We start from the raw sequence: 13,919 nt of genomic DNA, 5'->3' as shown, positions 1-13,919 counted from the left end.
CTCGCTCATTCGGCGGGCTCCCCCCGGTGCCGCGAGGTGATCACCCGGACGTCGGCGAACGTGTGCGGGATCGGCGCGGACGGCTTGTGCAGCACTACCTCGACCGCGGTGATCCGCGGATCGGTCATCACGTCGTCGGCGATCTCCGAGGCCACGGTCTCGATGAGATTGCGCGGCGGGCCCTGAACTATCCGCACCGCGCGCTCGGCGAGCGCGCCGTAGTCCACGGTCGCCACCAAGTCGTCGGACGCCGCCGCCACGCCGAAATCCACCCACACGGTCAGGTCGACCGAGAACTCCTGACCGTCGCGACGCTCATGATCGAACACTCCGTGATGCCCGTAGGCACGCAGGCCGCGCAATTCGATCCGGTCCGCGCCGCGCCGGATCGCCGAATCGCGCGGCGGCGCATGTTCTTCGGCGTGGACCGGGGACCGGCTCATCGGTGAGCTCCTTGCGCACTGGATCGGATGGTGTCGTGCTGCGCGGCGCGCTGCCGTGCGGCATTCTGCCACGCGTCGGTGACCGCGATGGCGTCCAGCGACGCGCGCACGTCATGCACGCGCACTCCCCACGCGCCGTGGAGCGCGGCCAGCGCGGACACGGTCGCGGTGGCCGTCTCGCGGCCGTCCGGTGGACGTGGCCCCGTCTCGTCGGCGAGCAGCGAACCCAGGAAACGCTTGCGTGAGGCGCCGATCAGGATCGGCAACCCGTGCGCGACGAGTTCGGGCAGAGCGCCCAGCAGGGTCCAATTGTGCTCGGCGTTCTTCGCGAAGCCCAGGCCGGGATCGAGGACCAGCCGGGAGGGGTCGACGCCCGCGGCGACAGCCGAGTCCACCTGCGCGGTCAGCTCTGCGAGTACCTCGGCGACCACGTCGTCGTAGTGGTCGGCCGGTCCGGTGTGCCGGTAGTCCGCGCCCGCCCGCCAGTGCATGAGAATCCACGGGACCTGCGCGGAGGCGACCACGCGCACCATATCGGGGTCGGCGCGGCCACCGGAGACGTCGTTGACCACCGATACCCCGGCTTCGATCGCCGCGGCGGCCACGGCGGCGCGCATGGTGTCCACGCTGGTCGGCACCCCTGCCGCGACCAGTCCGCGGATGACCGGCGTCACCCGCGCGGCCTCGGTCGCCGCGTCGATGCGCACCGCGCCCGGCCTGGTCGACTCACCGCCGACATCGATGATGTCCGCGCCGGCGGCGTGTAGTCGCACGCCGTGCGCGACGGCCAGCTCGGGGTCGAGATATCGCCCGCCGTCGGAGAACGAATCGCTGGTGACGTTGACCACGCCCATCACCACGCAGGAGCGCCCCTCGCGTGCGCCGACGTTCTCGAGTCCGCTCGCCGGGGTCGATCGCCCGTCCGGGCGTGCGGCGGCCTCGGTGGCGGTGTCTTCTCCGGTCGCCGCGCGCCCCGCGCCCTTCAGCTCGGACACCGCGGCCCGCTCACTTCCGCAGGATCAGATCGAGCGCCTCGGCACGCGAGGCGGCGTTGGATTGCAGCAGTCCACGCACGGCGGAGGTGGTGGTGCTCGCGCCCGGCTTGCGGATACCGCGCATGGCCATGCACAAGTGCTCGGCCTCGACCACCACGATGGCGCCGCGCGGGTCCAGCTTGCGCATCACCGCGTCGGCGATCTGGCTGGTCAGTCGCTCCTGCACCTGCGGGCGCTTGGCGTACAGATCCACCAGCCGGGCGAGCTTGGACAGACCGGTGACCCGGCCGTGCGGGCCCGGGATGTAACCGACGTGGGCGACGCCGTGGAACGACACGAGGTGATGCTCGCAGGTGGAGTACATCGGGATGTCCCGAACCAGCACGAGTTCCTGATGGCCCTCGTCGAAGGTGGTGTTGAGCACCGAATCCGGTTCCACGTAGAGCCCGGCGAACGTCTCCCGGTAGGCGCGGGCGACGCGGGCGGGCGTCTCCCGCAGGCCGGGCCGATCCGGGTCTTCGCCGACGGCGAGCAGCAACTCCCGAACCGCCGCTTCGGCCCGCGCCTGATCGAACGATCTGCCGGTTTCCAGGGCGACGAGGCCGGGGTCGGTGATGCCGATGTCGACACCGTCGTACTCAGCGTCATCCGCTTCGGCGAGGGTGTAACCACCGCCATGCTCGTTGGCCGACAATCGAGGACACCTCCAAACTCCCGGGGCACCGGCAATTTCTCGGCACCCCCACGATGGTCGAGCCTAATCGTCACTCGTCAGTGACGACCGTTCGGTCCATCCCAATCGCCGTTGTCGCCCTCGCCGTTCGGGTTGGTCCGGCGCGGCTCGTCATAGCCGCCGTTGTCGCCGTACCCGTCCCGGTCGTAGCCGCCTTCCGGCGTGCCCTGCGGACCCCACTGCTGGTAGCCGGGCCGCGACTGCTGCTGGTCACCCCAGCCGGGCTGACCCTGCTGCTGCGGCTCGTCCCGCGGCGGCCAGCCGGGGGCCGACCATCCCGCCGGAGCGCCGTAGTCCGGCCGCGAACCGTGCGTGCCCTGGCGTGGATACGCCGGAGCGGGCGCCTGCGGCAGTGGGTAGCCGGGCGCGGCCGGGCGCGCGTACTGCGGCGCGCCGTAACCGCTCTCGTGCGGCGGGTAGCCGTTGGAGGTCTGCGGCTCGCGCTGCGCGGAGGCGGCCACCGGCTGCGCCACCGGTTCCGGCGGCCACGATTCGCCGCGCTCGGCGGCCAGCTCGCCCGGCGTCTTCACCGGAGGCTTGTCCGAGGGGACGCGGTCGCCGAAATCGTTGAACGCGGTGATCCGCGGGCGCTTCTCCACCGAGGCGAGGATCTGCTCGAGATCCTTGCGGTGCAAGGTCTCCCGTTCCAGCAGCGCGGTGGCCAGGTCGTCGAGCACGTCGCGGTACTCGTTCAGGATGGCCCACGCCTCGGTGTGCGCGGCCTCGATCAGGTTGCGCACCTCCTCGTCGATCGCGCCGGCCACCTCGTGCGAGTAGTCCGAACCCATGCCCATCGAGCGTCCGAGGAACGGGTCGCCCTGCTCCTGCCCGTAGCGGACCGCGCCCAACCGGGCGCTCATGCCGTACTCGGTGACCATCGCGCGCGCGATCTTGGTCGCCTGATCGATATCGGAGGACGCGCCGGTGGTCGGCTCGTGGAACACCAGCTCCTCGGCCGCACGGCCACCCATAGCCATGACCAGGCGGGCGATCATCTCCGAGCGGGTCATCAGGCCCTTGTCGTCCTCGGGCACCGTCATGGCGTGGCCGCCGGTGCGGCCGCGCGCCAGGATGGTGACCTTGTACACCGGCTCGATGTCGGGCATCGCCCAGGCGGCCAGCGTGTGACCGCCCTCGTGATAGGCGGTGATCTTCTTCTCGTGCTCGCTGATGATCCTGCTCTTGCGGCGCGGGCCGCCGATGACGCGATCGACCGATTCCTCCAGCGATTCCCCGGTGATCATCGCGCCGTTCTCGCGGGCGGTGAGCAGGGCGGCCTCGTTGATCACGTTGGCCAGGTCGGCGCCGGACATGCCGACGGTGCGCTTGGCCAGGCCGTCCAGGTCGGCGTCCGGCGAGATCGGCTTGCCCTGGGAGTGCACCCGCAGGATCGCGCGGCGACCGGCGAGGTCCGGATTGCCGACCGGGATCTGACGGTCGAAGCGGCCCGGACGCAGCAGCGCCGGGTCGAGGATGTCGGGACGGTTGGTCGCGGCGATCAGGATGATGCCGGTGCGGTCGCCGAAGCCGTCCATCTCGACCAGCAGCTGGTTGAGGGTCTGTTCGCGTTCGTCGTGACCGCCGCCGAGGCCCGCGCCGCGCTGGCGGCCGACCGCGTCGATCTCGTCGACGAAGATGATGCAGGGGCTGTTCTGCTTGGCCTGCTCGAACAGGTCGCGCACGCGGGAGGCGCCGACACCGACGAACATCTCCACGAAGTCCGAACCGGAGATGGTGAAGAACGGCACACCGGCCTCACCCGCGACGGCACGAGCCAGCAACGTCTTACCGGTGCCGGGCGGGCCGTAGAGCAGGACGCCCTTGGGGATCTTGGCGCCGAGAGCCTGGTAGCGCACCGGATTCTGCAGGAAGTCCTTGATCTCGTAGAGCTCCTCGACCGCTTCGTCGGCTCCGGCCACGTCGGCGAACGTGGTCTTGGGCATGTCCTTGGACAGCTGCTTGGCCTTCGATTTGCCGAAGCCCATCATGCCGCCGCGGCCACCGCCCTGCATGCGGGCCATCACGAAGATGAACAGGCCGAGCAGGATGACCATGGGCAGCACGAACAGCAGGATCTGGGTGAACCAGCTCTCCTGCTTGACCACGGTGTTGTAGGGCGCGCCGGAATTCTTCACGGCGTCGAAGATCTGAGCGGAGGTCTCGCTGCCGCCCGGATACTTCGCGATGATCTTGTTCTGCCCGCTGGTGGCGTCGTTGCCGTCTTTCAGTTCGATGCGCAGCTGCTGCTCGCGATCATCGATCTGCACGTTCTCGACGTTGCTCTTGTTCTCGAGCTGGCTGAGGGCAACCGAGGTATCGACGCTCTTCCAGCCCCGCGTGTCGTTGCCGAAGTAGCTGAACGCATAGATCACGAGCAAAATGCCCGAGACTATGGCCAGGGTGCGAAACACTGTCTTGCGGTTCATAGAGCGTCGGCCGGGGCGGCCAGTCCTTTCCGGTGTCTCCGGTTCTTGCCTAGCGATGCGTCTGGCGCGTCCGGTTCCGCGGGGGTTCGGATGCGGACATGCCACGTTACCGCGTACGGTCTACTCGATACATCGCGCAGTTCGGCTGCAGGTGCAGTTAATGAGGTAAACGGCCGGGGATCGACGGTGGTTCCCGATGTCCCCGGCCCGGCTTCCTCCAAGTGGCAACAATCATGGCATGTTCGGCCTATCGTGAGCGACGACACAACATGGCGGCGCGAGCGACGGGCACGTAAGCGGTAGCTCGCAAACCACGAAGAGCCCCGGAGCGCCGCAGACCAGACACGAGCGCAGGGGGTATGGACATAGTCGAGTTACGCACACCTACAGCGATACTGCGCCACGGCCGCGGCAGGTTGATCGTCCTGCGGCCCGGGTCCGACGGCGAGCGCGTACTGGATGTTCCGGTCTCGGACCTGCTCAAGGTCCGGCTGAACCGGCGCGCGGACGACGCCGTCGTCATCGAGATCTATCTGCGTTACCCCACGCCCGTGCTCACCGGCGTGCCCGCGGACCGCACCCCGCTGCCGGTCCTGATCGCCGAGCACGACGTACCGGCGGCGACCGAGATCATCGACCGGATCAACGCGCACATCCTGGCCACCCAGCGCATCGATATCGCGGCGCCGGATCTGCAGCCACCCGCCCCCACCTGGGGCCGCGGCGGTCCCACTCGCGCGGACGTCGATCGGGCGACGCGCAGGATGTCCCCGCGCCGCGAGGCGAAGCAGGCGATAGCGGCTCTGCATCGTTACGTGACGCCGGAAGAGTACGTTCTGGAAACCGCGATCGCGGTCGCGCATCCGCCCGCGGGGACCGGCTCCGGCCTGCTCGCCGCGACGACGGCGCGACTGCTGTTCATCTCGATCGGCGACGACCGGTACGCGCACGAACTCCCGATTCCCGTGGTCTTGTGGGCGCGCACCACGGATACGCCCACCGCCGGGCGCGGCGAGATCGGTCCCGGGCGCGGCGCGACAGGCATCGAGGTGCACGACGGCAGCCGGACGCTGCACTTCTCCGGCGCCGACCACGCCGACACCGAACGGGTCACCTGCGCGGTCAACTTCGCGGTGCGCCGGGAATCCGCCGACGGCGCCGCGGGCTTCGCCGACCCTGGTGTGGCCCAGCTGTATTCGGAGTGGGAACTGCTGGTCGAGCGGCACTCCCTCGGCATGGTGGACGACGCGCAGTTCCAGCGCTACGGCCGCGGCATCCTGCGCTCACTCCCCGACGGGAACTGAGTTCAGCGCGACCCGCCGCCACGGGCTGGTCGGGCGCAGCCACAGCCGCAGCAACTCCTTGCGGCGGTCGACGCCGCCGTTCTTCAGTTCCGCCAAGTCCTCGCAGGCCTGCCAGTAGGTCCAGCCGGTGAGGTAGGCGTCGCCGAACTGACGCCAGTTGCGGTACTTGCTTTGGGCCAGCGGCAGGGCGCGCGCCAGATAGCTCCAAGCCACCTCGGCATCGAGGTACCCGGCGGTGTAGGCCATCCTGGCCACCGCGACCACCCTGGCCAGATCCCAGGCATGGATGTCACTGGGCAGCGGCCGGGCCAGATGGTCGGTGAATCCGATCTTGATCGCCTGCGACCAGATGTCGTAGTCACGAACCAGCGCCTCGGGGTTGTCCATCCCGCGGAACGCGCCGACCTGCCGAAGGAACGCCCGATGCCGGTCGGCCCGCTCACCGAAACGGTCGCGCTCACTGGCGTTGATGGACGCCGTCACCAGCGGGTGCACCAGCGCGTAGAGCGGGGCGTGCATGCCACCCAGCAACTGCTCCATCGATGCTTGCGCCTCGGTACCGTCGGTGATGCCCCACGCTCCGGTGAGGGTGTCTATGGCCAGCTCACGTCGGTCACCGAGGGGATGCGCGCGCTCGGGGCCGAGCAGCAGCGCGTCATGGAAGGCGTCCCAGCGCGCCGAGTAGAAGGCGCCGAGGGCCAGCGCTCGCAGTTCGTCGTCGGAGATCGCGGCGCCGGACCAATGGTCTTGCTCCCGTTCGTCCAGCTCCGCGTACGGAAACGTGGTCAAGGTGGGTACACCGCGCGAGGACATGCCCCGATTGTTCCCCATCGGTCCCGGCGAACGCGCCGTATTCATCGATGGCGGCGAATGTTCGATGACTTCTTACCCTGACGCAGGTCGTGATCTGGGGCTAGTGTGCTCGCATGTGTAGAAACATCACCGTCCTGCGTGGTCTGGAACCTGCCGCAACCGAGCAGGAGATCTATGCCGCCGCACTGCAGTACGTGCGCAAGGTCGGTGGCGTGTCCGGCCTGAGCTCGACCACCAAATCGGCCGTCGACAAGGCCGTCGCGGCCATCGCCGAGGCGACCACCACCTTGCTCGCCGAGTTACCCGACCGCAGGGTGGCGCCGCCCACCGAGCCACCGCTGCGCCGCATCGCCGCCCGCGAAGCCGTGGCGGGCGAGTAGCCGGGCATTCAGGGCAGGGCGTCCACGCCGTAGACAGCGACGCACACCAGCGCGATCTCCAGCGGCAAGCCACGCTCTTCGATCGGATATCCCAGGAGTTGTTCGATCCGCTGCACCCGGTAGCGGACCGTGTTCTTGTGCACACCCAGCACTTTTGCCGTCGCCTCCGGGCTGCGGTGACTGCGCAGATAGGCGTGCAGCGTCTCGCGCAATCGCGCGGCGTTCGCATCCCGGCCCGCCAGCGCGCCCAGTTCGCGCTCGACCAATCCGCGCATGGCCGCTTCGTCCGCGCCGGCGAGATAAGCGATCTCCACCGCTCGATACCCGGTGACCCGTCGGCCGCCGACGGGTGCGCGCTCGGCGACCTGCCGCGCGGCCACCGCCTCGTGATGACTCCGGCGGAAGCCCGCGATCCCCCCGGCCGGCACACCGAACGCGACCCGCACCGGGGCTTGGACGTGCGCCGCTGCCAGCCGCTCCACTTGTCCCGGCGCCGCGATCTCGGCGCCGCGTTCCGCCTCGTCCCAACCCGACCACGCCCACATCGCGCTGGCGCCGGAGGCAACGGTGAGCACGCGCGCGCTGCCGAGCGCCGCGGCCAGCCGCGCCGCGACCCGATCCAGCAGTCCGGTCGCCTCCGCCTCCGCACCGGTGGGTTCTCCGGTCGGCTCGTCGGTCCACAGCACGAAGGCCAGATGTTGCTGGGAGAGCCGGTAGCCCAGCCGCATCGATGCCTGCTCGATGTCGACGTCGTCCCCGTCCAGCAGGGCGCGCACGGTCTCGGCGCGTCGGTTGAGCGCCGCGCGCAGGACCTGCTCGCGCTCCTCCATGTAGGTGTCGGTGAGCAATTCGACCGAGGTGTTCATCCACTTGGTGGCCCGCTCGAACAGCCGCAGCAGCACCACGCGCTCGAGTGCGGGCGTCGCCTGCCGCTGCTCGACGACCTCGGTCATGTAGTCCAGCACCGCCTCCATGCCCACGTGATAGACCCGCAGCAGCAACCGCAGCTCGAATCCGCGCCTGGCCACGCTGCGTGCGAAGGCGTGCGCCTCCTCCGGCAGCGAGAATTCGAAGGTGTCGCTGGTCAGGCGACTGAGCACGATCCTCGCGTGCGCGCGGGTGCTGGCCGCGAGGTCACGGCGCATATCGCGATCGGCGAGTTCGGGGATGCGCGCGATGATCACGTCGTCGAGCCGGCCGACGATCTGCTCGAGGGTGTCCGCGCGCATCGTCTCGTAGACGTACTCGGCGAGCCAGTCGCGCACTTCGTCGGGAGCGGGGCTCGGCCGGGCGGCGCCCGGAGATGGCCGAACGTTCATCGCCACCTCCTTCGGCTCGGCGGATGCCCGTCACTGATTGTTCCGAGGGAACAAATTCGCCCGTCCTACTTGACCGAATGGGCCAAGAAAGTCTGTTCGGATTGTGTCACGATCATAGTTCAGTGGCCTGCCTCACAGCAGTCAGCAGACCGCGGTTCAACACGACGTCAGTGGGAGAACAGCAGTGACCAACACCGAACCAGCGCCCGCGAACGAGAAAGCGCGGGCAGACAAAACGACCGCGCGGATGGACGGCCCCGCCGTCATCGAGGTGCGCAATCCCGGCACCGGTCAGGTCGTCGGCACGGTGCCGGACGAGACCGCCGACGCGGTCGCCGCCAAGGTTCGTGAACTGCGGCTGTACCAGCCGGAGTGGGAGGCGATCGGTCCCGAAGGTCGCAAAGTCTGGCTGCTGAAGTTCCAGGACTGGTTGATCGACAATACCGACCGGCTGGCCACCGTGCTGCAGTCGGAAACCGCCAAACCTCGGGTGGACGCCCTGATCGACCCGGGGTTCGCGACCGATCTGATCGGCTACTACGCGCGCCGCGCGGCCAAGTTCCTGGCCGACGACCACCCGTCGCCGCACAGTCCGCTGGCTCGGGTCAAGCGACTGACCACGGTGTACCGGCCCTATCCGGTGGTCGGCGTCATCACGCCGTGGAACTTCCCGCTGGCCATGCCCGTGATGGACGTGTTCCCCGCGCTCGCCGCCGGGGCGGCCGTCATCCTCAAGCCGTCCGAGGTGACTCCGCTGTCCGCGCTCGAACTGGCGAAGGGCTGGGCCGAGATCGGCGCGCCGCCGGTCTTCTCCGTGGTCACCGGCGCGGGCGCGACCGGAGCGGCCGTGGTCGGCAACGCCGACTACATCCAGTTCACCGGCTCCACGGCCACCGGCCGCAAGATCGCCGCCGCGTGTGTGGAGCGGATGGTGCCCTACAGCCTCGAACTGGGTGGCAAGGACCCGGCCATCGTCCTGGCCGACGCCGACCTCGACCGGGCCGCGCACGGCATCGCCTTCGGCGGCATGTTCAACTCCGGCCAGGTCTGCATCTCGGTGGAGCGGGTATATGTCGAGGCGCCCGTGTACGACGAGTTCGTCGCCAAGTTGACCGCCAACGTCAAGGCGCTGCGCCAAGGGCTGGACGGGCGCGACTCGAAGTACGACGTCGGGGCGCTGGCCAACGAGAACCAAGTGGCCATCGTGCAGCGCCACGTCGAGGAAGCCGTCGCGGCCGGCGCCAAGGTGCTCACCGGCGGCAAGCGGGCCGGGTTCGGCACCGCCTTCGAGCCGACCGTCCTCGTCGACGTCGACCACACCATGTCCTGCGTCACCGAGGAGACCTTCGGCCCGACGTTGCCGGTGATGAAGGTGGCCGACGAGTCCGAGGCGGTTCGACTGGCCAACGACTCCATCTACGGCCTGTCGGCCTCGGTGTGGACCGGCGACAAGGAGCGCGGGGAGCGGATCGCCCGGCAACTGAACGCGGGCGCGGTCAACATCAACGACGTCTTCGCCAACCTGTTCAGTTACGCGTTGCCGATGGGCGGCTGGGGCCTCTCCGGTGTCGGCGCCCGCTGGGGCGGAGCCAACGGTGTGCGCAAGTACTGCCGTCAGCAGGCGATCACCACGCCGATTCTGCCGACCCAGCAGAAGGAACTGTTCTGGTACCCGTATTCGATGCCGAAGCTGCTGTTCGCACTCGGCGCCATGCGCGCGGCGGGCGCGCGCGGCCTGCGTCGTCTCGACGTTCCGGCCCTGCTGAAGCTCAGAGGAGGCGACAAGTGACCGAAGCGAAGCAGATTCGCGGCAAGGTCGTCGTCATCACCGGTGGCGCCCGCGGCATCGGGCTCGCAACCGCGACCGCGCTGCAAGCCCTCGGCGCGCGGATCGCGATCGGCGACATCGACGAAACCACGGTCAAGGAGTCGGGGACGGCGCGTGATTTCGAGCTCTACGGCAGGCTCGACGTGACCGACCAGGATTCGTTCGACGGCTTCCTCGACGAGGTGGAACGCACCCTCGGCCCGATCGATGTGCTGATCAACAACGCGGGCATCATGCCGACCGGCAAGCTGGTCGACGAGCCGGACCCGCTGACCCGGCGCATCTTGGACATCAACGTCTACGGCGTGATCCTGGGGTGCAAACTGGCATTGCGCCGGATGCTGCCGCGCGGCAGCGGCCACATCATCAACATCGCCTCGCTGGCCGGCGAGACCCACATCCCCGGGCTGGCCACCTACAACGCCAGCAAACACGCGGTGCTCGGGTTCACCGACACGCTGCGGGAGGAGTACCGCGGCACCGGCGTGCGCTTCTCCTCGGTGCTGCCCACGTTGACCAACACCGAGCTGGGCTCGGGTGTCACCGCGCCCAAGCTGCTGCGCCCCGCCGAGCCGGAGGAGATCGCCGACGCCGTCGCCGAGCTGATCGTCAGGCCGAAGTCGAAGGTGCGGGTGACCGCGGTGGCCGGCTTCATCTCACAGTTCGTCGGCTTGCTGCCGGAAAAGCTCGGCGACGGTATCGGTCGGGCGCTCGGGTCCGGGCGGGCTTTCCTCGACGACGTCGACGCCGAGAAGCGCAAAGCGTACGAGGAGCGCGCCCGCGGGGTGTGAACTCGGCGCCGAGCCAGGGCGCCGCGGCCGGGATTCCTTTCGGCCGCGGCGCTTCGCCGTGCGGCCGCTCCGGCTACGTGACGAACAACTTGTGAGGAAAATCACGCGAGCTGTCGCTTACACCGCGTAGCCGGTCAGCGGCAAATTTTCAGCCCGCAGGCGGCAATCGCGGCGGCGTCCACTATCCGCTACCCGCACTCCCGACCGGCCCTCATCCATGCTGGTCAACCGCCCAATTGCGGGGATGCGGCCGGAAACGCTCGATGCATGCCGGAAATTCGCCAACCGCCTAGTGCGGAGCACCACCGGAAGCAATATGCTGTCTCTAACAAACCTGCCGACTGTTTCGGCGCCAGTATCCGAACTTTTCGGCCTGATAAGGCTGGAAATTCCGGACCGATTCTGATAGCAAGGGGCTATGGACCCGCACTTGCGCGATCTGCGGTATTTCGTCGCCGTCGCTGAGGAACTTCACTTCACCAACGCCGCTCAGCGGCTGCACATCGCTCAACCCACCCTGTCGCGTCAGATCCGTCAGCTGGAACGCCAGCTCGACGTGGTCCTGTTCGACCGCAACCAGCGCAGTGTCGCGCTGACCGTCGCGGGCAAGGAGCTGCTCGAAGGCGCCCGCAAGATCCTGGAGCTGTGGGAGGTCACAAACGTCTCGCTGCAGGAGGCGGGCGAGGTGCTGCGCGTCGGCATCCAGTCCGCTCTCGGCCGCGGCCTGCTCAGCGACCTGGAGAGCGCGAGCGGACACCGCCTCGCGCTGCACGCGGCCTCGTGGACCGATCCCTCCAGCGGGCTCGCCGGCCGTCAGGCCGACCTCGCGCTCGTCTGGTTGCCGCTGCCCGACCAGAGCCGCTACCGGTGGCAGGTGCTGCGCACCGAGCCGCGTTGGGTGCTGCTCCCGGAGAACCACCCGCTGGCCGTCTCGGAGACCATCGAGTTCACCGATCTGCTCGACGAGCCCTTCGTCGCCCTGCCCACCGAGGCAGGTGCGGTGCGCGACTTCTGGCTCGGCAACGACGGACGCGGCGGCCGTCCGCCGAAGATCGGCGCGGAGGCCGCGACCGCCGAGGACAAGCTGGAAGCCGTGAGTCTCGGCCTGGGCGTGTGCCTGCTCGCCGAGAACAACGTGCCGATGTACCGCTGGCCCGGCCTGACCGCGCGCCCCGTGGCGGGACTCGCGCCGTGCGAGCTCGCCGTGGCATGGCGGGCCGACGACAACCGGCCGACCATCCTCGAGTTCGCCGGGCGGGCCGTGGAGGGCGGGTTCGCCGCGCAGCAGTCGCCGGTCAGCGTCTGAATCGGCCCGGCGGGGCCGCGGGCGCGGTGCGCCGCCACGGGTGGCGTGCCTCCAACTGCGCGGACAGTCGCAGCAGAGTGGATTCGCTGCCCGGCGGTCCCGCGAGCTGGGCGGCCACCGGTGTGCCCGACCGAGGGTGCATGCCCATAGGGACGGAGGCAGCGGGCCAGCCCACCAGATTCCACATCGGGGTGAAGGGTGCGAACCGCGCGCCGGCGAGCAGAGTGGCCGGTCGATTGCGGAAGTGCCAGGCCCGCGCCGTGGGTGGCGGGGCGGCGAGCGTGGGAGTGATCACCACGTCGTAACGCTCGAAGAACTCCAGTAGCCGCGCCTCGACCCGGTCGATCTGGGCGGGGCGCGCGAGCCGCAGTCGATGCACTGTCCGGCCGAGGGCCAGTCGACGGCGGGCTCTACGCGATAGCTGGTCGGGCTCGGGTAGTTCGGGGGCATCGCGTGCGCCGAGGGCCAGCCAGCGTAGGGATGCCGCGAACAGAGCGTTCCCATACGGTAGCGCGGTCGGTTCGACCAGATGGCCCGCCGCCGCGGCCACCGAAGCCGCTCTGCGGGCCGCCGCCGTCCAGTGCCGGTCGACACGCATCAGGCCAGAGGGTGGATCCACGGCCAGACCGATGCGTAGTCGGGCGGGTGGATCCACGTCGGCTAGGTCGGGCCGCGCCGCCAGCACCGACAGCGCCAGCGCGGCGTCGTCAACACTCGTCGCGAGCACACCGCTTTCGACCAAGCCGGACCAGGCGCCCGCACCGGGGACCGTGTACTGCCCCGGCTTGATCCCGAAGATTCCGCAGCATGCGGCGGCGACCCGCACCGACCCCAAGCCGTCGCAGCCGTGCGCCACCGGAACCAGCCCGGCCGCGATCGCGGCGGCGGCCGCACTTCCCGCGTTGCGTGTGGGGTTCCATGGATTGCGGACGACGCGCTCGCCGTCCGCGCTGGTCACCCACCGGCCCAGTTCGGGCGCCGCGACGAGCCCCAGGACCACCGCGCCCGCGGCGCGCAGCCTGGCCACCACCGGATGATCCGCGGCGGCTGCCGTACCCCATGGCACCGGCTCGCCCGCGATCGCGACGCCGTGTTCGACCGCGACCGGAACACCGGCCAGCGGCAGCACGTCGAGGTCGTCGCGCTCCATCAGGCCGACCGACTCGGCCATGGCCTGCTCGGCGCGAAGGACGCTGAACGCGTCGACATCCCGCTCCGCGGCCGAGATCCGCGTCCCGGCGTCCGCGGCCACCTGGCCGGGGTGCAACAGTCCGTCGCGCACGCACGCCGCGATGGTGGCTGCCGGGCCGCGTTCGAGGCCGTACTCGGCTTCTGCGATGCGCTCCGGTCGCGCGTCGGCAGCGGCCCCGAGTAATCGCGCGAACGCCGTTTCGGTGGTCTTCGCATTCGGAATGGTTGTTTGCGGTGCGGCGTTTCTCGCCGACATCGAGCCGTTCGCCACTACCGCGGCCTCGTCAGACATGTGCTGGTCATCCCCCGTCGCGTCGTTGTCGAAATCGGGTGATCCACTGTCGAGCCGCAAGTTATCATTTCGGATACGGCGCGGGGGATGATGGTGTT

At 69.4% G+C, this 13,919-nt stretch carries 12 protein-coding genes; 5 read left to right on the top strand and 7 right to left on the bottom strand.

The window, feature by feature from the left end:
* Positions 1-5: 5 nt before the first annotated feature.
* The 4 genes from folB to ftsH all read right to left on the bottom strand — a co-directional run bounded on the left by folB (position 6) and on the right by ftsH (position 4,597).
* Complete coding sequence (folB, locus tag M8859_RS20045; RefSeq protein ID WP_159924561.1) at positions 6-443, bottom strand: dihydroneopterin aldolase; 438 nt, start codon at positions 441-443, stop codon at positions 6-8.
* On the bottom strand, positions 440-1,297 hold the full coding sequence (gene folP / locus M8859_RS20040) for a dihydropteroate synthase (RefSeq protein ID WP_159924809.1): 858 nt from the start codon (positions 1,295-1,297) through the stop codon (positions 440-442). The genes folB and folP overlap by 4 nt, the downstream gene beginning before the upstream one ends.
* Positions 1,298-1,448: 151 nt before the next feature.
* Entirely contained in the window at positions 1,449-2,060 is a 612-nt protein-coding gene (gene folE, locus M8859_RS20035) for a GTP cyclohydrolase I FolE (RefSeq protein ID WP_195140825.1), read from the bottom strand.
* Positions 2,061-2,209: 149 nt separating this feature from the next.
* Positions 2,210-4,597 (bottom strand): ATP-dependent zinc metalloprotease FtsH, encoded by a 2,388-nt coding sequence (gene ftsH, locus M8859_RS20030; protein WP_159924557.1) that lies wholly within the window; start codon positions 4,595-4,597, stop codon positions 2,210-2,212.
* 359 nt (positions 4,598-4,956) lie between these two features.
* Between ftsH and M8859_RS20025 the strand changes: the two genes are divergently transcribed.
* Positions 4,957-5,901 carry a hypothetical protein gene (locus M8859_RS20025; protein WP_195070245.1) on the top strand — a complete coding sequence of 315 codons (945 nt, stop codon included), beginning with the start codon at positions 4,957-4,959 and terminating at the stop codon, positions 5,899-5,901.
* Here M8859_RS20025 and M8859_RS20020 read toward each other — a convergent pair.
* The gene (locus M8859_RS20020) at positions 5,881-6,714 is read right to left on the bottom strand and encodes a DUF1266 domain-containing protein (RefSeq protein WP_159924553.1); all 834 of its coding nucleotides are present in this window, start codon (positions 6,712-6,714) and stop codon (positions 5,881-5,883) included. The genes M8859_RS20025 and M8859_RS20020 overlap by 21 nt on opposite strands.
* 113 nt (positions 6,715-6,827) lie before the next feature.
* Here M8859_RS20020 and M8859_RS20015 point away from each other — a divergent pair, with 113 nt between their 5' ends.
* Entirely contained in the window at positions 6,828-7,094 is a 267-nt protein-coding gene (locus M8859_RS20015; protein ID WP_043685870.1) for a DUF2277 domain-containing protein, read from the top strand.
* An 8-nt stretch (positions 7,095-7,102) separates the two neighbouring features.
* Here M8859_RS20015 and M8859_RS20010 read toward each other — a convergent pair whose 3' ends face one another.
* Entirely contained in the window at positions 7,103-8,413 is a 1,311-nt protein-coding gene (locus M8859_RS20010) for a PucR family transcriptional regulator (protein ID WP_159924551.1), read from the bottom strand.
* A gap of 184 nt (positions 8,414-8,597) precedes the next feature.
* Here M8859_RS20010 and M8859_RS20005 point away from each other — a divergent pair, with 184 nt between their 5' ends.
* The 3 genes from M8859_RS20005 to M8859_RS19995 all read left to right on the top strand — a co-directional run bounded on the left by M8859_RS20005 (position 8,598) and on the right by M8859_RS19995 (position 12,338).
* On the top strand, positions 8,598-10,202 hold the full coding sequence (locus tag M8859_RS20005) for an aldehyde dehydrogenase family protein (RefSeq protein ID WP_321210176.1): 1,605 nt from the start codon (positions 8,598-8,600) through the stop codon (positions 10,200-10,202).
* Positions 10,199-11,032 (top strand): SDR family oxidoreductase, encoded by an 834-nt coding sequence (locus M8859_RS20000; protein WP_159924547.1) that lies wholly within the window; start codon positions 10,199-10,201, stop codon positions 11,030-11,032. The genes M8859_RS20005 and M8859_RS20000 overlap by 4 nt, the downstream gene beginning before the upstream one ends.
* Before the next feature lie 418 nt (positions 11,033-11,450).
* Positions 11,451-12,338, top strand: a complete 888-nt coding sequence (locus M8859_RS19995; RefSeq protein WP_159924545.1) for a LysR family transcriptional regulator — start codon at positions 11,451-11,453, stop codon at positions 12,336-12,338.
* Here M8859_RS19995 and M8859_RS19990 read toward each other — a convergent pair.
* On the bottom strand, positions 12,328-13,821 hold the full coding sequence (locus tag M8859_RS19990) for an amidase (protein WP_249644695.1): 1,494 nt from the start codon (positions 13,819-13,821) through the stop codon (positions 12,328-12,330). The two genes, M8859_RS19995 and M8859_RS19990, sit on opposite strands and share 11 nt — an antisense overlap.
* Positions 13,822-13,919: the final 98 nt, after the last annotated feature.

This window comes from Nocardia sputi (genome assembly GCF_023501985.1).
This window is presented reverse-complemented; position numbering and strand designations above follow the sequence as displayed.